The organism is Rhodothermales bacterium (assembly GCA_040221055.1).
Lineage (GTDB): Bacteria > Bacteroidota > Rhodothermia > Rhodothermales > UBA10348 > 1-14-0-65-60-17.
In genome coordinates this window covers 22,774-40,760 of record JAVJVN010000012.1, presented here as the reverse complement: position 1 = coordinate 40,760, position 17,987 = coordinate 22,774, and the positions used below count along the sequence as shown (strand labels likewise).

Sequence of the window (17,987 nt, the reverse complement as noted above, 5' to 3'; positions counted from 1 at the left end):
CCCTGTCGGTCACGCGGAGAGGGTCCGTACGATTTCGTCGTGCAGCGGCCCGTGGGATGCGACAATGCCTGAATTTCCGGACAGCGTTGATCCCCGTCCGAAATCCAAGGGCTCGCCGTGCACGTCGGTGACCCGTCCTCCGGCTTCCTCCACCAGCAGGCAGCCCGCCGCGTGGTCCCACACGTTTTCCACATAGGATCCGCCTTTGGGCAATCGGAGGTAAATCTCGGCAGCGCCCGATGCGACCATCATGTACTTGGCCTGTGAATCCATGCGAACCGGCGAGCCACCGATCCCGATCCGGCCGACCACCCGGACCGACTCCTCGTGGGACGTATGGGCCGACTCCACGGACTCGCACATCCGCATGCCTCCGGGGTCGTGCTCCTGACTGACGATTGCCCGGCCCAGGTGGTCGGCATGGTGGAACCCGTACAGGTCCACGCCTCCTCCCCGGGTGGCTGCCGCCAGAATGCCGCGCCTGGTGGACCATTCCGGAAGCATCAGGTTCGGACAGGCCATGGCGGCGGCAACCACCTTCCCGCCCTCTACCAGGCCCAGCGCCACGGCATATTGATCACCACGAAGGAATCCCTTGGTACCATCAATCGGATCGAGGGTCCAGTACGTGGCAGGCGGGTCCGGGCGCGCAGGGCGGATTCGCTCGCTTCCGGCATCCAACCATGCGAGTACGTCGGCTTCCGTGGCGTGCGGCCGGACCGAACGTACGTGCTGGACAACCTGCGCCCGGATACCGGCGGACTCCTCCTCGCGAAGGATGGATGAGGACTCTTCGGCCACGATGGGAATGTCCGGAAAGGCCCGCTGGAGTCGCGAGCAGACCAGCGCCTGGCTGGCAAAATCCGCCACGGTGACCGGTGACCGGTCCTGCTTCTGGAGCGTGGCGCCTGCCAGATCACGGCGGATGACCTCACACAGGGCCCCCGCCTCGCGAACAGCGGCCAATCCCACCATGGCTTGCTCAGTATGTGATGTCATGGCGTGTCGACCCGTGGATACGTCGGAAATTCCGTCAGGAAGCGGATGGATGTCTCGGCAGCAAGGAGATGCATGCCCACATGATCCTGCCCATTCGTGACCATGACATACGGGGCCTTCAGTACGGCGTTGTAGGCGGCAACCTGCTCGGCGACAGATCGATCCAGACGGACAGACGGGGCCTTGCACTCCACCACGAGCCAGGGCCGGCCCTTCCTGTCGTGGACCACGATATCCGGTCGACGCACCTGACCCTGTACCCGAATGGACTTTTCGACGGCTATCAGTCCGGCCGGTACGCCGGCCTGTCCGATCAACCAGTCCAGGACGGCCTGCCGGACCCGCTCCTCCGGACCATCCACGACGTGACGACGACGGACCGCATCGTGGATCTGCCTTCCCATTACGCCTCTTCCCGGGTTCCGGACAGGAGATAGAGGACGGCCATGCGGACGGCAACGCCATTGGTGACCTGGTTCAGAATCAGCGCGCGTTCATGATCCACGACGTCGGTGGCCAATTCCACACCGCGGTTCACGGGGCCCGGGTGCATGATGATCAAATCCTTGTACGTATCCAGATGGTCACGTCGTATGCCGAATTGGTCGTGGTATTCCCGGACCGACGGAAAAAGGCTCCGCCCCTGACGCTCCATCTGGATACGGAGCGCCATGGCCACATCACACCCCTCGAGCGCCTCATCCAGACGCGTAGTCACCCGAACCGATCCGTGTCCGACCATCCTGTCCAATGCAACGGGCAACAGTGAACGGGGGCCACAGAGTGTGACATTTGCGCCGAGGGCCAGCAGGGCATGCATGTTGGACCGGGCCACCCGGCTGTGCATGATGTCCCCGATGATCGATACGTTCAATCCTTTGAACGACCCGAAGCGGTCCGAAATCGTGAGGGCATCGAGCAATGCCTGGGTGGGGTGTTCATGCGCCCCGTCTCCGGCATTCACGATGACGGCATCCACACAACGGGTCAGGAAGCTGGGCGCACCGGCAGACGCGTGGCGGACGACGACCATATCGATTTTCATGGCCTCGATATTCCGGGCGGTGTCCTTGAGCGTTTCCCCCTTGGATACACTCGATCCTGATGCGGAAAAGTTCACGGTATCGGCCGACAGGCGCTTTTCGGCCAGCTCAAACGAAATCCGGGTCCGGGTGGACGCCTCGAAAAACAGGTTCACCACCGTGATCCCCCGCAGGGTGGGTACACGACGGATGGGGCGATCCAACACATCCCGGAATCGGCGTGCCGTCTCCAGGATCAACTGGATTTCCCCGGCGGAGTAGTCGGCAAGCCCCAGAAGGTGCCGGTGTTCAAGCTTTTCGGGGATCACATTTTCCACTTATTCCTCGCTGTCAGGATGGGAAACCAACCATACACCTTCCATCTGGTCGCATTCCCGGACACGGACGCGAACCTCTTCGCCAGGGAGCGTGGGAACCACCCTGCCCACGAAATCGGCACGCAAGGGCAGCTCCCGGAGCCCGCGATCGATGATGACGAGGGAATGCACCGATGCCGGTCGACCCATGTCCATCAATGCATCGAGGGCCGCCCTCAACGTGCGTCCCGTGAACAATACGTCGTCCACAAGGACCAGATGCCGGTTGCGTATGTCGAATTCGACCCGCGTCTCCCGAACCACAGGCTGCTTCATGCGCATGCGGAAGTCGTCGCGGTACATGGTGGCATCCAGTACACCGAGCGGGACCTGGATACCGATGTCATCGTGGATCATCCGCTGCATACGGGCAGCGAGATGGGCTCCCCGCGTCTGCATGCCAATGAGTCCGAATGTCTCCCCACGGGCCTCATCCAGTTCGAAAACCTCAATCAATTGATGCGCCATGCGTTGGAGCGTTCGCTCCAGGTCGCGTTCATCCATCAACCGGGCTTTGATGACGTCGGTGGGTTCCATGCCGGAAAGTTAGTGCATTTCACGCACCCAACGGAAGTTTGTCGTCGTAGAGCGCGTGAAAAGATCCGGAACCGATTGCCGGAACCGATTGGGGCCGACCCGTTTCACCCATTCCATCCAACAATTCCCGACAACGGTGGCTGCAGAATCCAAATTGCTGAAATACCTCGACCCGGCGTTCATATCCCAGGTGTCCACCATGGAAATGCGGGCCAGGATGATTGTTGAGGGGTTCATTACCGGTCTCCATAAAAGCCCGTATCACGGGTTTTCCGTGGAATTTGCGGAACATCGCCCGTACAATCCGGGCGATGAACTCCGTCACGTCGACTGGAAAGTATTCGCGAAGACCGACCGGCACTACGTGAAGCAGTACGAGGAAGAAACCAACCTGCGTCAGTACGTCGTCCTCGACACGTCTCCTTCCATGCGGTACAAGCATGCATCCGGTATCAGCAAACTGGAATACGGCGCGTGGTTGGCCGGTGCCCTGCATTTCATGATGGTGCGCCAGCGCGACGCGACCGGGCTCATTGGTTTCGATGACCACATCCACACCCTCATGCCGCCCAAGTCTACCCAGGGCTATCTGCGGCAGCTGCTGACCCGTTTGGAAGAGCTTACCGGTGCCGCACCCACCGAAAACAGGACCGGCGCCGCTGCCGTTCTTGACGAAGTTGCCGAGCGTATTGGTCGCCGGTCCATGGTGGTCCTCATAACAGACCTGTTCGAAAACGTCAGTGAACACGAAGCCCTGCTCAAGTCGCTCCGGCACTTGCGATACCGGGGTCATGAGGTGTTGGTATTCCACGTCCTTGAAACGGAAACCGAGCGTCGCTTCCGCTTTCCGGATGTCCCCATGCGATTCGTGGACATGGAGACGGGTGAGGAAATGAGCCTTCAACCGTCCCAATTGCGTGAAAATTACGCAGAAGCCGTCCAAGCGTTCTCTGATCGTTTCCGTGACCGGTGCCGGGAACGTAACATTGATTTCATAGAACTCGACACGTCCACGAGCTACCGTGCCGCTTTACTCGCGTATCTGAACAAACGCCAGAGGTTGTCATGAAAAGATTCCTGCAGATCGCCCTTTTCGCCCTGCTTGTCGGTCCTTTGGCCGTCATGGCCCAGGACACCGACGTCCGACAGCCCATTGCGTCCCCGCCGTCGCCAACGCCCACCTTGTTCGATGACCCGGCTGTAGTCAATGCGTTCGCCGAGACCATCACCGCGGAGGATCTGGCCGCACACCTCTACTTTTTTGCGTCGGACTTCTTCGAAGGGCGGGAAACGTCCGCCCGGGGACAGAAACTCGCGGCGCAGTACCTGGCCTCGCAGTATCGCAAGATCGGACTCGAGCCCCGTGGAACAGCCGGAACGGACAATCCGCGGGATCCAGCTGCTTACATGCAACCCTTCACGGTGTATGGATCCAAATTCAAGCAGGCCGGCCTGGTGGCCCGCACCGGCGATGGTCCGCTCGCGTCTGCCACGTACGGTGGCTCCAACTCGGACGGACACCTCATGCTCCAGTTCGGAAGCGGTGAGGATGTATCGGGGGGCTTGATTTTCGGGGGATACGGTATTGCGGATGATGAATTGGGCTACAATGACATGAGCGCCCTGGCCGCCGCCAACCTGGACCTCACGCAGAACTGGCTCCTCATTCTGGCTGGAGAACCGATGGATGCGTCGGGCAAGAGTCTCCTGACCACGGATGGTGAGCCGTCCCGCTGGACGACGGGACGATTCACGAAGTTCAGCTCCATGGGCCAGACCGGCATGCCCAAGGGGATCCTCGTCGTTTCCCCTGACGCGGCGACCCCGCTTGCCGAACGCGTTGCAGTGGCTGCGACAGCGCCAGCTGGCGTTGGCGGCCTGTCGCTCACCCCTCCCGATCCCAATGCTTCGGGATCACGGCGTCGCAGTTTTCCGCCCGTATTCGAGATCTCGGTTGAACTGGCCAATCAACTCCTGTCGCCCGCCGGCACCACCGTTGAAGCCCTCCAGAACGGAATCACTGCGTCTCTCGAGCCCACGGTCCTTGAAGTGCCGGGTCTGACCCTGAACGGCAATGTGGAAAACGATGCGTTCGAGGCCCAGACCGAGAACGTGGTGGCCTACCTGGAGGGGTCGGACCTGAAGGATGAACTGGTTGTCGTCACGTCACATTACGATCATATCGGGTTCAGTGGCACGGGTGAAGACCGGATCAACAACGGTGCCGATGATGACGGTTCCGGCACGGTCACCATCCTTGAGATCGCGGAAGCCTTCATGGCTGCCAAGAAACAGGGGTACGGTCCCCGTCGCTCGGTCCTGTTCATGAACGTCACCGGCGAAGAGAAAGGCTTGCTGGGCTCCGCCTGGTACACGGATCACGAACCGATTTTCCCGTTGGAAAAGACCGTAACGAACCTCAACATCGACATGATCGGTCGGATTGATCCCACGCACCCGGGTCCAGACGGCGATTACGTCTACTTGATCGGCTCCAACCTCATCTCGCAGGAGCTCCACGACATCAACGTGAAAACGAACGAGGTCATGGGTACGGACCTGGACCTCAACGAGCGGTTCAATTCCAAGGACGATCCGAACCAGTTCTACCGTCGTTCCGACCACTGGAACTTCGGCAAGCACAACATTCCGTTCATATTCTTCTTCACCGGGACGCACGACGATTATCACGGCGTGGACGATGAGCCCGACAAGATCGAATACGAGCGAATGGAGCGGATTGCCCGACTGATCTTCGGTACAGCATGGCAGGTTGCCAACCAGGACAATCCCCCGGCGGTTACCGGCGAAGGGTTCAACTAGGGCCTGTTGACACTACGCCCCGCTGGCGTTGATGGCCTCGACGCGGGAAATCTGGGGGACCGACCGTTTCACGGCCTGTTCAATCCCGGCCCTGAGCGTCATGGTGCTCATGGGACACGTTCCGCATGCACCCAACAGCTCCAGTTCCACGACCATCTCGTCGGTGATGTCGAGCAGGCGGACTTCTCCGCCGTCCGCTTTCAGATAAGGACGCAGCGTATCGAGGGCCGATTCGACCTGTTGGACCAGGTTGTTGTCGATGTCGGGACGCATGATCATTGGGAAATCCGGATGTGTCTCCGTCCTACGTCATTGAACGCGACGGGTTCGCGGAAAGCGGGCTTACCGGTGGAGGATATCTACTTTTTCCGTGGCCGGTCGCGTGGCATTGCGCAGGATGACCTGTTCGTCGACCGCCTGTGCCAAACCCGCGAAGGCTTTTGAAGCCGACGTATCGGCTTCGCTCGCAGCAGGGGTCCCGTCATCACAATTCTGACGGATGGTCTCCTGGATGGGAAGTTCGGCCAGAAGCGGAACCCCCAACTCATTGGCCAGGGCCCGGGCACCTCCCTTTCCGAACAGGTAGTACCTGTTCTCGGGCAGCTCGGGTGGCGTGAACCAAGCCATGTTTTCCACCAGGCCGAGAACCGGCACGCCTACCTGCTCGAACATGGCCACGCCCTTGCGCGCATCGGCCAACGCCACACGCTGGGGCGTGGAGACAATGACGGCACCGTTCAGCGGAACCGTCTGGACAATCGTGAGCTGGATGTCTCCCGTCCCTGGCGGCAAATCCAGCAACAGGTAATCGAGGTTCCCCCATTCCGTATCGCCCAGGAACTGTTTGATGGCGCTCGTTACCATGGGTCCCCGCCAAATGACGGCTTTTTCCGGATCCACCAGGAATCCCATGGACAACAGTTTGACACCGAATTTTTCCAACGGGATTATCCGTCGATCGGCCGAAACACGGGGTTTGGCATTCTCGACCCCGAACATGGTCGGAATGGATGGACCGTAGATATCGGCATCGACGAGCCCGACCGAGAATCCTTGACGGGCCAACGCAACGGCGAGGTTCACGGACACCGTGCTCTTGCCCACACCCCCCTTGCCGGAAGCCACGGCAATGATATTGCGGACACCCCGGAAGCCTTCTGCCTGCGTCTGACCATCGACCTGCAGATCCATTCCGAGATCCAGCATTTCGTTGTCCATCCGGATATCCAGACGCACATCAGGACCGAACTCCGCGGCGAGCACCTTCCGGCAATCGGTCTCGACCGTCCGGGCGAATCCGGCGGTCGGGTCGTGGAGCAGGATGGTGAATGCAATGCCCGATTCGGACACCTGCAATTCCTTGATCATGTCCAGTCGGAGAACATTGGATCCGGTGTCCGGGTCGACCACCTGGGCCAGTGCTTTGAGAACGTGTTCGACGGTCATAGGGAGAGGCTGTTGATGGGACTCGTTGGACCGGACTTCCATCCGGCTGTTCCGTTCAACCCGTCAATTCCCTGAAATATCGAATGGCCACGCCGTGTCTGACCCCATACCCGGAAATGAACAAGCGCGGCGCATCCAATGCCTCCATGACCTCACGCAGGATCATCACGCCTGCAGCGAACACATCGGCCCGTCCGCGCATCCGTGCAGGATCAAGAGCCATGACTTCATCCGCAGACATGCCCTCCAGTCGATGGGCCCATGCGTCCACATCCCCGCGCGGTATGCCATCCTCACCCGGTCCTGGACGACCGGTCTGTTCGGCATGGAGACTGCCCAGTACCTGGGCCGTCCCCGATGCTCCCACCAAGTGTACCGGCCGATCGAAAAGGGACAACCGTTTCCGGACCATTTCTCCGACATGCATGCGCGCCGCCTCGACATCCAACGTTTTCGGGGGCAAGCGATCAAAGAACCGCTCCGTAATCCGTACCGAGCCCAGGTCCATGCTCGTTCGGTGTCCCAACTCGACATTCTCATCCGTGGCCCGACCCTGGACCACTTCAGTGGACCCCCCACCCACGTCCACAACGGTGGGAATCCCGATACCCGGCCAAGCACCCGTCCACCCCGAGACGGCCCCAAGGAACGTCACTTCGGCCTCTTCTTCCCCGGACAGGATCCGGTACGGTGTGCCCGTGATTTCCCGGACGATGTCATGGAGTAGGTGACCATTTCCGGCATCCCGTGAGGCACTGGTACCCGTGACCACCACATCGGCAGCTCCGGATTCCCGTACCAGTTGCATGTGCGCCTCAAGTACACCTCGCAGACGTTCCAGAGCGGCCCCGGAGACCCGTCCACTTGCCTCCAGACCTTCTCCGAGTCGAACGTAACCGGAGGATCTGGTCACCTCGACCAGCCGACCCTGCTGCCATTCCGAAATCAGCAGAAGTGCGGTATTCGTCCCGACATCAATGGTTGCCAGTCGCATGCCGTACCCAGACACTCCACCATTCTCCTTCACGCTCTTCCGCAATCACGGCCACCTCGCGGGCCGCGAGCGCGTCCATCATATCGTCCCGGTCCGTCATCAGCAATCCCGACAGTCCCAGGGTCCCGTCGCGTGCCGTTCGCGAGAGGAGCCAATCCAACATGGCCAGCAGGGCGTTCCGGTTGATATTCGCCATGACCAGTCCGAATCCGGTTTCCGGGACCGTGGTTTCATCCCCTTCCCGTACCTCGAAGCGATCCCCGACGTCGTTTCGGAGAGCGTTCTCGGTCGCGTTGTCGGTCGACCACTCGTCGATATCGAAGCCTATACAGTGCGAAGCGCCCTTCAGCAACGCCGCAATACCCAGGACTCCGGTACCCGTACCCGCATCCAGGACCCGGTCTCCAGGCCGGACGAAACGTGCCAGATTACGCAGCATGAGGCGGGTCGTCTCATGATATCCGGTTCCGAAACTCATTTTGGGGTCGATGACAACGACGGTTCTCCCCTCCGGTACGGTACCGTCATTCCATGATGCCCGGATCCAGAACGGATCCACGTCAATGGGCTGGATGGTTGCCTCCCAATCGGCATTCCAGTTACGGTCTTCCAGCCGCTCAACCGGACCGACCCGCTCCCCACCCATCCCGGCCACCAGCCGCTCGACGGCCGGTTCGACCGAATCCCACTCCGATTCCGGGAAGAACGCCACAAGCACGTGGTCCAATTCCTCGAATCCTTCAGCTCCCCAGTCCGACAATTCGGCAACCAGCCGATCATGATGGGCAGGGTCAACCGATAATGCAATACGACAGGAAGTCATGGAAGAGGATTGTAGATGCGAATGCCCCAGTCGGCAGCCTGCGTCGGGGGACCATCTCCGTAGTCGCCGAACGCGTGATTGAAGTCCGAAATGTAGTGGACAACGTACTCACCTGCCGGCAGGGAAACTGCTCCATCAAACATTCGATTCCGGTCATCGCCTCCCGCATGTACCGTGTTCTCCAACGTCATCTCCCAGACGCGCTCACCCGTATCCGCGCGCTCGATCCAACCATAATCATAGCGGCCATTGGTGGACACTTCACCCATGGCCTCGACATGGACCGTCGTCGCAGCGGTGAGTTGGAAGGGTTGTTCGAACCGGGTATCGTTGCCGGCCTCATGCAATCCGGCCAACAGGGGCCCGACATCGCTGCGCGTGATCGGTGCATGGGTTGGGGCGGAAACAGAGGCCGGGGCAGAAGCCGCGGAGTCCTCGAGGATTGAAACGGAACCCGGAGTCCCGCTGAGAAGGTAAAGGGTCATTCCCCACCTGTCCGTCTCGCGGGGCCGGTCTTTGCGCCAATCGCCAAACGCGTGGCTGTCATCTGTTTCGTAGTGGAGCGTGTATTCACCGGCATCCAACCGTACCACGGCGCGCTCCTGACGATTCGTCTCGTGCCCACCGGCCGGGACACTCTTGTCCAGACTCATCCGCCAGACACGTTCCCCGTTGGAATCCCGGACAATGTATCCGTAATCATAGAGCGTCCCGTTCGACGAGATCTCACCCATCGCATCGACGAGCACAAGCGTCCGTTCCGAAACACGCATCCGCATGGTCCGGTGCTCACTCGATCCTATGTCGACCATGGAGACCAATCGTGCATCCCCGGCTGTGGGATCGAGCGTGACGGCACTCCCGGAAACAACCTCCACCTGCATCCCGAAGCCTTCGGGGTTGTATGGCGTATTTGCGCTCCAACGGTTCCAGGAATGCCGTCTGTCCGTCGTCAACACAAATCGATAAATACCTTCTCCAAGACGAATGATGTCGTCGAACAATCGGTTGGCCTCCCATCCACCGGCCGCGACAGTGTTCTCCATGGACATCTCCCAGACCGTGGCCCCGGTGTCCAGGTCCTCGATATAAGCCATGTCGCATCCGGATGAACAGAGCCCGATGATCGCCTGGATACGCAATCCCGCGTCCGAATCAACGCGGACCAGCTCTTCCATGGTTTTCCGGTTGGACACCCGCAGGGCCGACCACAGTGGCGTGGAGGTGGCGTCTCCGCTTTCGGCCGTAACGGTCATTCCGGAGCGGATGGCGTCCTCGTCTGAATCACGGGTCGAAAGCACCAGATGGAAGGCATCCCGATGGTTCGTCCAGTGCGGCTTCAAGCCCAGGAATGCCCGCTGTTCCCGCGATGACGGCGTCGGTCCAAAAGACGTGAAGTATGCAGTATAGGAACCGGGGGCGAGTCGGAGGGAATCGTCGGCCGATGCCAACACGCCGTCACGATCCACCCTGAAGGTCTCCATGCTCCACACCACCTGCGCATTGCTCCGGTCCAACACCCATCCATAGGCAGCCAGCGGCGCACCGGCCTCATCCGTTTCGAACGCACCCACGGCGCGGACATGAATGGACGTGGGCCGTTCAACGGTGAAGGAGACCTCGTCGAGCTGTCCGAGATCGGAGGGCTGGATCTGGACGAAGCCCTCACCAATCCGGGGACCGGCCGAAAACCGCCACACGATCAGGATGACGAGGGATACGAGCAGAAGGAGCTGAATGCGAACCAGCGTGCGATTTCTCATGGGAACAGCGTCGGGGGGATGCATGGGATGCGTCGTCATACGGTCGCGCAAGTTTGAAGTTACCGATGTGTAACAAACATTGCGCCGCGCCGGTAAAACATCCCTTCATGCGAACGGCGTGCAGAAGAGTCCCCGGGCGGCCCTATATTCCGGGCAACAGATGCAGCTGCCAAGCAGGTGCGTCGCAGGATATTGACCATCATTTGCTCCCCACGAGACTCATGAGTGACTTTTCAGTCGGCTTCAGGAATCAAGGAACCGTTCGGATCCTGGATTTGCACGGTGAATTGGACGCACACACGGCCGCCGAACTGGAGACGGCCATCCAGAAGTGCCAAAGTGAGCAGGCCGTGAACATTCTGGTGAATGGCCAGAATCTCGTCTACATCTCGAGCGCCGGGCTCGGCGTATTCATGGCCTTCATAGAGGAGGTCCGCGAATGTGGTGGAGACATCAAGATTGCTGCCCTTCAACCCAAGGTCTACAACGTCTTCGACCTGCTGGGATTCCCCATGTTGTTCGACATCATGGAAACCGAAGATGAGGCCGTATCCAAATTTTCATCGGCCGTTTCGGACTGATCTGGACCAAGCGCACGTGGCCGCCACCATCCATACCATCACGATTCCCAGTTCCACGCGGTTCCTGGAAGATGTACGCGAGTTCGTCAAGACGCATGCCTTGGCCGCGAATTTTTCGGATGAGGACGTCGAGGAATTGAAAATCGCCGTGGACGAATGCTGCACGAATGTGATTGAACATGCGTACGGCAACGATGCGTCTAAAACCATAGATATCGCCGTCCTCGTAGACGATCGTCACTTCTCCATCCGCATCCGTGATGAGGGACGTGCCTTCGACGCCAGTACCTATCGTGAGCCGGATCTCGCTGAATTTGCCAAGAACCGCAAGTCGGGCGGATTCGGCGTCCACATCATGCGGAAATTGATGGATGCCGTGACCTTTTCCACGCGCAACGGCACCAACGAGTGCCTCATGGTCAAGGAGCGGTAGGGCTTTTCACGCCCACGTACAACGAGGCAATGCCGAACGTCAGACGACGTGTTGACGGTTCTGCAAACCCGGCATCCGTCAGATGACGTTCAAAATCGTCTCCGTCGGGAAACACGGCGATCGACTCGGGCAAATAGGTATACGCACCTGAATCGCCGGACACCATGCGTCCAATGAGCGGAAGGATGCGAGCGTTGTAGAAAGAATAGAACTGCTTGACCGGAAACGCCCGCGGTCGGCTGAATTCCAGGACAATCAGACGACCACCCGGCTTCAGCACCCGGTGCAACTCCCGCAGACCCGCATCCAGATCCTCGAAATTCCGGACGCCGAACGATACCGTGGCGGCATCGAAGCGGCCTTCCGGATAGGGCAGCGCCTCGGCGTCCCCGGTTTCAAGGATGACCTGCTCCTGGAGTCCTGCCCGGGACACTTTACGACGCCCCACTTCCAGCATGTCTTCCGAAATATCCACTCCGATGTTCTCGGCTACCCCGTTCCGCGCTGCCATGATGGCCAGGTCGGCGGTACCCGTGGCGACATCGAGAACGGATTCCGGTGCCGTCTCCATGAGCGTACGAATGACCTTGCGCCTCCAGGACTGATCAATCCCCCCACTCAACACCCGGTTCAACAAATCGTAGCGTGGAGCGATGGCATTGAACATGGCACGTACGGCCGGCTTCTTGCCTTCGACCATGCCTACCGGGGGTACATTTCGGGAAGATGCCATATCAACTCAGGATCTGGGTAAGCTTGAGGAGGTCATAATTGATGCTCTTCTTCCGACTCCAGACGTTCCTTGAAGGGGTCAGCTTGACTTCATTGTTGACCAGGCCAACCATCACATTGCTGTGACCTTCCACGAGGGCATCGACCGCTGCAACACCCAGTCGACTGGCCAGGACACGATCCCGGGCTGTGGGGGCACCGCCCCGCTGGGTGTGACCCAGAATGCACACGCGAAGGTCGATATTCGCGAACTGGTCATCGGCACGCATGGCTTCGGCAATCTGCGTAGCGCCACCCAACTCATCGCCTTCGGCCACCACCACGATGGAGCTTCTGTGCTGCGAGGACATCAGGGAGTGGATATGGCTCTTGATGTCGTCGATATCGTTCAGCGTCTCCGGTATAAGAACCATTTCCGCTCCGCCGCCAATGCCGCAATGCAGCGCGATGAACCCGGCATCCCGTCCCATGACCTCCACCAGGAACAGGCGGTCGTGCGCATCGGCCGTGTCACGGATCCGGTCAATGTTTTCCAGTGCGGTATTGAGCGCTGTATCGAACCCTATCGTCTCGTCGGTTCCGAACAAGTCATTGTCAATCGTGCCCGGACATCCGACCAACGGGATCGCATACTCGTCATAAAAGACGGCCGCCCCCTTGAGCGTTCCGTCCCCGCCGATGGCAATCAGACCATCGATGCCGTTCCGCTTGAGTTGGTCGGCCGCCTTGGCGCGGCCTTCCGGCGTACGGAATTCGGCGGATCGGGCGCTCTTCAGGATGGTCCCCCCTTTCTGTACGATGTTCGATACGGACTTCGAGTCCATTTCGACCATGTCACCCTCAATCATGCCCTGGTATCCACGACGGATACCCATGACTTCGAGATCGTGGGCAATGGCGCTGCGAACGACGGCTCGGAGGCATGCATTCATGCCTGGCGAATCGCCGCCCGAGGTGAAAATTCCTATTCGACTCAAGGTGTCCATGAGAGCGTCGGCTCCAATGCCGGGTGGTTGCTGCGGGGTGGAATGAAGCCGGAGGGCAAACAGTTCTCCGGACGGCTTGAATATATGTAGAAACACCCGCCGACAGGGCATCGTACCACGTCCTCCGGACGTCACTATACCCACCTCCAACATGCCTGACTCCAAGACGCCCTATCTGGTTGAACTGGATGCCGCTGCGGCTCTTCCTGTGGATCCCGGTGCACATGATCCGTCTGACACCGGATTGATCCGCGTCCGGGATCATCACTATCTGCTCCGGTTCCGCGGGACCTGCATGCCCGTGACGGTGGAGTATGTCGGAAAACGGGATATCCGGCTCTGGTCCGGCAACCGGGTCTTCTCGGCAACCGTCCAGGATGAGCGGGATCAATTGTTGGCTGAATGGGGATTCGCGGCCGGCGGAGATTCAGAAGTGCTGGAACTGGTGGCTCCCATGCCCGGGCTGGTGCTGTCCGTCCTGGTGTCGGACGGTGAGACCGTCGATGTCGGTCAGCCGCTCCTTGTGCTGGAGGCCATGAAAATGGAAAACGAACTCCGCGCCGAAAAAGGCGCAACGGTCCGGTCCGTCCGGGTCCAGGCCGGAGACGCCGTGACGAAGGCCCAGGTCCTGATCGAATTCGAATCATGACCATTTTCGTTACCGGTGCGACCGGATTCCTGGGTTCCCGTCTGGTCTGTCACCTTGTTGGTCAGGGGCACGACGTCCGTGCGCTCCGCCGTTCGACGTCATCGGATGACCTGATCGGCAGTTGCGGCGCCGACGTGTCGTGGTACACCGGAGATCTCTTCGACAAGGAGATGCTGCAGGATGCATTGGCCGGTGTGGACCGGGTCTTCCACTGTGCCGCATGGCTCGGCTTCGGGGGCCCCCGGAGCCGCGACCAACTCAGACGGGTAAACGTGGAGGGCACCGCATCCATGGTGGACGCTTGCCTGGACGCCGGAGTCGGTCGATTCGTCCATACCTCAAGCATTGCGGCACTCGGTCGGAGTGAGCGAAGCACGGACTGCCTGGACGAGTCGGCTTCGTGGACGCCGTCGCGTCTCAACACGGAATATGCCCATTCCAAATACCTGGCTGAACTGGAAGTCCACCGGGGTATTGCCGAGGGTCTGGATGCCGTCATTGTCAACCCTTCCCTGGTCATTGGACCGGGTCGGGAAGGTGAAAACACGACCCAGATTGCCGCGCAGGTCCGGGACGGAAAGTTGCCATTCATGCCCCCCGGAAGCACGAATGTCGTGGATGTGGACGATGTTGTCGAGGGGATGATCGCGGCCGGCGATGCCGGCCGGACGGGGGAACGTTACCTTCTTTCAGGACACAATCTGCCCTGGAAGTACATCCTGGAATCCTACGCCTGCGCATTCGGTGTCCGTCCTCCGCGCGCACCCCTTCCGTCCGGCCTGCTCATGACGGCTGCATTCTTCCTTGAAACCGCCGCCCGCCTGACGGGAAAGAAACCGCTCATCACCAGGGAAACAGCGCGTTTGTCCACCTCCATGTCGTGCTATGACAACAGCAAGGCGGGGCGCGAACTGGCGTTCGCCCCCCGCCCGTTTGCGCAGACGGTGGAACGTATTGCAGCGTCACTGACATGAATTCAAGGGCCATCCCGTTCCGGTTACTGGTGCCGCTCGTCCTGGCGGTCCTTTCCTCCTGCAGCCCGCCGGCACAGGAGGATTCCGATGAACGTCCGCTGATTGTCGTAAGCATGCCTGTCGCGGCGCATCTGGTGGAACCGCTGGCAGGGATGGATGCGGACGTACGGGTCCTGCTTCCCGACGGCGCATCGCCCCACGGATTCGAACCACGGCCGTCCGACGCCATCCTTCTGGCCCGGGCCCGGATCCGGATTGCCCTGCACCCTGACATAGACGGGTGGTTCGAAAGGATGACCGCCGACCCGGTGCGATTTGTGTTCCAGGACCAACAGGACGGTGAGATCACTCGTGACGCAAGCGGCCACAGCCCAACAGGCCATGCGCATGACCACTCGGAGGACGCCCATGTCTGGATGGATCCCGTCCACTTTGCCGAGGGCATTCCGGTGGTTGCTGCAGACCTTTGCGGCCTCTTTCCCGACGACTGTGACGGAATCCGGTATCGGGCCGATTCGCTCACGGTCGTATGGAAGGAACTGGACCGCTGGGCCCGGACCTTGTTCGGCGAACAGACGGATCGACCTCCGGTTGTCCTTGCACTCCCCTTCCTGATTCCGCTCCTGGATCGCTATGACGTTCCCTATCTTGGCCCCCTCCAATCGGTCCCCGGGCAAATGCATGCACCGTCTACGCTGGACGCGGTCGCCAACAAGGCCGCGACGTCAGCGGCCGTCGGACTACTGACGCAAACCATCTTGAATGACAGCGGATTGAAACAGTTTGCCATGGACAACGGACTGACCGTCACCCCAGTTGAACCCGTGGGCTCGGGGCACGCACATTACGATGCGTACATCCGGGACCTGATTTCACGCGTCCATGCTGCACGTCAATGACATCACCGTCCGGTTGGGCGGTCGCCTGATTCTTGATTCCGTACGATTCCGGGCGGAAAGAGGCGATTTCGTAGCCATCCTGGGGCCGAATGGCGGCGGAAAGTCGACGCTTATCCGGGCCATCCTGGGCCTGGTCCCGCTGGTCTCGGGGACCATTGAATCCGAAACGGGCAACGCCGTCGTCGGGTACGTACCCCAGGTCAAAACCCTGGATCGCGCATTTCCCGCTACGGCCCTCGAATTGGTGGCCAGTGGTCGATTGGGGCGGTGGCCCCTTCGTCTCGGCAAGGAAGATCGTCGCATTGCACAGGCCGCCCTGGAAAAAGTGGGTGCCGAGAAATTGGCCTCGGCACCCCTGGCCCGTCTGTCCGGAGGCGAACTCCAGCGCGTCTACCTGGCGCGGGCGGTCGCCTGTTCGCCTCCGCTCCTCATTCTGGATGAACCGGAAGCGGGTGTCGACCGGGCTGGTGCATTGGATTTGTTCGATATCCTGGAGACCTACAGGAGACAGCACCAGGCCACCATCGTCATGGTCACGCACGACTGGGATGTGGCGTATCATCACGCGTCGTCCGTGGTGCTGCTGAACCGGCGCGTGGTGTCGTCGGGAGCACCCGGAGCGGCGCTCACGGACAGTGCGGTCCGTGAGGCCTTCGGGCATGTGGGTCATGCGCACGATGTCGTGGGAGGCCAACATGGGCATTGATCTGTTTGCTTTCGATTGGCTCGGGGTTCCCTTCATGCAGCGCGCCCTGGTCATCGGCATCCTGCTGGCTTCTTTGGGCGGGTATTTCGGTTCGTTTGTCGTACAGCGAAAAATGAGCTTCCTGGGTGCCGGCCTCGCGCACGCGGCGTTCGGAGGCATTGCGGCCGGTTTGTTGACAGGTGTCGAACCGCTCTGGATTGCCTTGCCATTCACGGTGCTCGTTGCAGCGGGCATCCACTGGATCCGCCAAGCCACCGATCTGGCCGATGACACCGCCATCGGCATCTTTTTCTCGCTGTCCGTTGCTCTGGGCGTACTGTTCCTGTCGCTCAGGACCGGCTCCACCATGGACGCGGCTTCGTACCTGTTCGGGTCCATCCTTGCCGTAAGTCCGGCGGATCTCTGGTTGGTCTGCGGACTGGCTCTTCTCAGTCTGTTGACGCTGCCACGACTATGGGGACGATGGGCTTACGCCACATTCGACGATGAGTCGGCCCGAGCTCAGGGCCTCCATACCGGACGGGACAGTCTATTGCTTACGGTCTTTGTCGCGTTGGTCATCGTCGTCTCCATCAAAATGGTCGGCATCCTTCTGGTCTCCGCTTGGCTCGTCATACCGCCTGCGGCCGCGCGGCTCCGATCCCGTCGCTTCTCGACCATGATGCTGTCGGCCATTGTTCTTTCGGTGGTGGCCACCATGGCCGGCTTGCATGCTTCCTGGGTCTTCAATATCCCCTCCGGTGCGGCGATCGTCCTGAGCCAGATCGTGGCCTTCCTGCTGTATTTCGGTATCCGACGTCCCTGAGGAACCCCCGGGAGCAAGCGTGCATTAGCATGCAATCATGCGTGTCTTCCGATCTGTCATATGCACGGCTATCCTCAGCCCCCTGCTCGCCATTGGCCTTCTGGTTGGTGGTGGACTGATTCCGAACCTGCACGATGCACTGCATCATCCTGCCGATCACGAGCAGGAATCCAGCGCGCATTGTCCGCACCATGAGCACCAGACGGCATTCGAACGTCATCATTCGTCCGTCGACCACACGCAATGTGTGTTCCACCAGCGTACGACGACATCCTTGGGTCCGTCTGCCATCCCGTTCACCGTTCCGTCCGGCATGCGGAATGAAGTGCATGCCGACTCCGGCCGCCTGCAGGGACAGGATCGGGGTAACGGTCTCCGGACACGAGGACCTCCAGTGAACCAGGGCGTCTGACCGCGCCCGAGGCGTGTTGACCCGAT

At 60.3% G+C, this 17,987-nt stretch carries 21 protein-coding genes; 10 read left to right on the top strand and 11 right to left on the bottom strand.

The window, feature by feature from the left end; translation table 11 throughout:
- Positions 1 to 9 precede the first annotated feature (9 nt).
- Genes RIE53_05955 through pyrR form a run of 4 tightly spaced genes read right to left on the bottom strand, consistent with a single transcriptional unit; the run spans position 10 to position 2,935 of the window.
- Positions 10 to 999, bottom strand: coding sequence for a 3'(2'),5'-bisphosphate nucleotidase (locus RIE53_05955; protein MEQ9104223.1), 990 nt, complete (start codon positions 997 to 999; stop codon positions 10 to 12).
- Complete coding sequence (locus RIE53_05950) at positions 996 to 1,403, bottom strand: type I restriction enzyme HsdR N-terminal domain-containing protein (protein ID MEQ9104222.1); 408 nt, start codon at positions 1,401 to 1,403, stop codon at positions 996 to 998. Before RIE53_05950 ends, RIE53_05955 begins: the two co-directional genes overlap by 4 nt.
- Positions 1,403 to 2,350, bottom strand: a complete 948-nt coding sequence (locus RIE53_05945) for an aspartate carbamoyltransferase catalytic subunit (GenBank protein ID MEQ9104221.1) — start codon at positions 2,348 to 2,350, stop codon at positions 1,403 to 1,405. The genes RIE53_05950 and RIE53_05945 overlap by 1 nt, the downstream gene beginning before the upstream one ends.
- Positions 2,351 to 2,359: 9 nt before the next feature.
- A complete protein-coding gene (gene pyrR / locus RIE53_05940; protein MEQ9104220.1) occupies positions 2,360 to 2,935 on the bottom strand; it encodes a bifunctional pyr operon transcriptional regulator/uracil phosphoribosyltransferase PyrR in 576 nt (191 codons plus the stop codon).
- Between the two features lie 55 nt (positions 2,936 to 2,990).
- Here pyrR and RIE53_05935 point away from each other — a divergent pair, with 55 nt between their 5' ends.
- Together RIE53_05935 and RIE53_05930 are read left to right on the top strand one after the other, a co-directional pair.
- On the top strand, positions 2,991 to 4,004 hold the full coding sequence (locus tag RIE53_05935; protein MEQ9104219.1) for a DUF58 domain-containing protein: 1,014 nt from the start codon (positions 2,991 to 2,993) through the stop codon (positions 4,002 to 4,004).
- Complete coding sequence (locus RIE53_05930) at positions 4,001 to 5,758, top strand: M28 family peptidase (GenBank protein MEQ9104218.1); 1,758 nt, start codon at positions 4,001 to 4,003, stop codon at positions 5,756 to 5,758. The genes RIE53_05935 and RIE53_05930 overlap by 4 nt, the downstream gene beginning before the upstream one ends.
- A 12-nt stretch (positions 5,759 to 5,770) precedes the next feature.
- On the opposite strand, the gene RIE53_05925 is transcribed toward RIE53_05930, so the two are convergent.
- The 5 genes from RIE53_05925 to RIE53_05905 form a co-directional block, all read right to left on the bottom strand.
- Entirely contained in the window at positions 5,771 to 6,031 is a 261-nt protein-coding gene (locus RIE53_05925) for a NifU family protein (GenBank protein MEQ9104217.1), read from the bottom strand.
- A gap of 69 nt (positions 6,032 to 6,100) precedes the next feature.
- On the bottom strand, positions 6,101 to 7,204 hold the full coding sequence (locus RIE53_05920) for an Mrp/NBP35 family ATP-binding protein (GenBank protein MEQ9104216.1): 1,104 nt from the start codon (positions 7,202 to 7,204) through the stop codon (positions 6,101 to 6,103).
- A gap of 55 nt (positions 7,205 to 7,259) precedes the next feature.
- A complete protein-coding gene (locus tag RIE53_05915; protein ID MEQ9104215.1) occupies positions 7,260 to 8,198 on the bottom strand; it encodes an exopolyphosphatase in 939 nt (312 codons plus the stop codon).
- Positions 8,179 to 9,021, bottom strand: a complete 843-nt coding sequence (prmA, locus tag RIE53_05910; protein MEQ9104214.1) for a 50S ribosomal protein L11 methyltransferase — start codon at positions 9,019 to 9,021, stop codon at positions 8,179 to 8,181. The genes RIE53_05915 and prmA overlap by 20 nt, the downstream gene beginning before the upstream one ends.
- Complete coding sequence (locus tag RIE53_05905) at positions 9,018 to 10,784, bottom strand: hypothetical protein (protein ID MEQ9104213.1); 1,767 nt, start codon at positions 10,782 to 10,784, stop codon at positions 9,018 to 9,020. The genes prmA and RIE53_05905 overlap by 4 nt, the downstream gene beginning before the upstream one ends.
- Before the next feature lie 221 nt (positions 10,785 to 11,005).
- On the opposite strand from RIE53_05905, the gene RIE53_05900 reads away from it, so the two are divergent.
- Both RIE53_05900 and RIE53_05895 read left to right on the top strand, forming a co-directional pair.
- Positions 11,006 to 11,365, top strand: coding sequence for an STAS domain-containing protein (locus tag RIE53_05900; GenBank protein MEQ9104212.1), 360 nt, complete (start codon positions 11,006 to 11,008; stop codon positions 11,363 to 11,365).
- A gap of 16 nt (positions 11,366 to 11,381) precedes the next feature.
- A complete protein-coding gene (locus tag RIE53_05895; GenBank protein MEQ9104211.1) occupies positions 11,382 to 11,798 on the top strand; it encodes an ATP-binding protein in 417 nt (138 codons plus the stop codon).
- On the opposite strand, the gene ubiE is transcribed toward RIE53_05895, so the two are convergent.
- Complete coding sequence (gene ubiE, locus RIE53_05890) at positions 11,785 to 12,498, bottom strand: bifunctional demethylmenaquinone methyltransferase/2-methoxy-6-polyprenyl-1,4-benzoquinol methylase UbiE (GenBank protein MEQ9104210.1); 714 nt, start codon at positions 12,496 to 12,498, stop codon at positions 11,785 to 11,787. The two genes, RIE53_05895 and ubiE, sit on opposite strands and share 14 nt — an antisense overlap.
- Before the next feature lie 34 nt (positions 12,499 to 12,532).
- Positions 12,533 to 13,516, bottom strand: a complete 984-nt coding sequence (gene pfkA / locus RIE53_05885) for a 6-phosphofructokinase (GenBank protein MEQ9104209.1) — start codon at positions 13,514 to 13,516, stop codon at positions 12,533 to 12,535.
- A 151-nt stretch (positions 13,517 to 13,667) separates the two neighbouring features.
- On the opposite strand from pfkA, the gene RIE53_05880 reads away from it, so the two are divergent.
- From RIE53_05880 to RIE53_05855, 6 genes are read left to right on the top strand one after another with little or no spacing between them, the layout of a single operon-like run.
- Complete coding sequence (locus RIE53_05880) at positions 13,668 to 14,165, top strand: biotin/lipoyl-containing protein (GenBank protein MEQ9104208.1); 498 nt, start codon at positions 13,668 to 13,670, stop codon at positions 14,163 to 14,165.
- Positions 14,162 to 15,139 (top strand): SDR family oxidoreductase, encoded by a 978-nt coding sequence (locus RIE53_05875; GenBank protein ID MEQ9104207.1) that lies wholly within the window; start codon positions 14,162 to 14,164, stop codon positions 15,137 to 15,139. Before RIE53_05880 ends, RIE53_05875 begins: the two co-directional genes overlap by 4 nt.
- Complete coding sequence (locus tag RIE53_05870) at positions 15,136 to 16,038, top strand: metal ABC transporter substrate-binding protein (GenBank protein ID MEQ9104206.1); 903 nt, start codon at positions 15,136 to 15,138, stop codon at positions 16,036 to 16,038. Before RIE53_05875 ends, RIE53_05870 begins: the two co-directional genes overlap by 4 nt.
- On the top strand, positions 16,022 to 16,744 hold the full coding sequence (locus RIE53_05865; GenBank protein MEQ9104205.1) for a metal ABC transporter ATP-binding protein: 723 nt from the start codon (positions 16,022 to 16,024) through the stop codon (positions 16,742 to 16,744). Before RIE53_05870 ends, RIE53_05865 begins: the two co-directional genes overlap by 17 nt.
- A complete protein-coding gene (locus RIE53_05860; GenBank protein ID MEQ9104204.1) occupies positions 16,707 to 17,549 on the top strand; it encodes a metal ABC transporter permease in 843 nt (280 codons plus the stop codon). The genes RIE53_05865 and RIE53_05860 overlap by 38 nt, the downstream gene beginning before the upstream one ends.
- A gap of 37 nt (positions 17,550 to 17,586) precedes the next feature.
- The gene (locus RIE53_05855; GenBank protein ID MEQ9104203.1) at positions 17,587 to 17,961 is read left to right on the top strand and encodes a hypothetical protein; all 375 of its coding nucleotides are present in this window, start codon (positions 17,587 to 17,589) and stop codon (positions 17,959 to 17,961) included.
- Positions 17,962 to 17,987 lie beyond the last annotated feature (26 nt).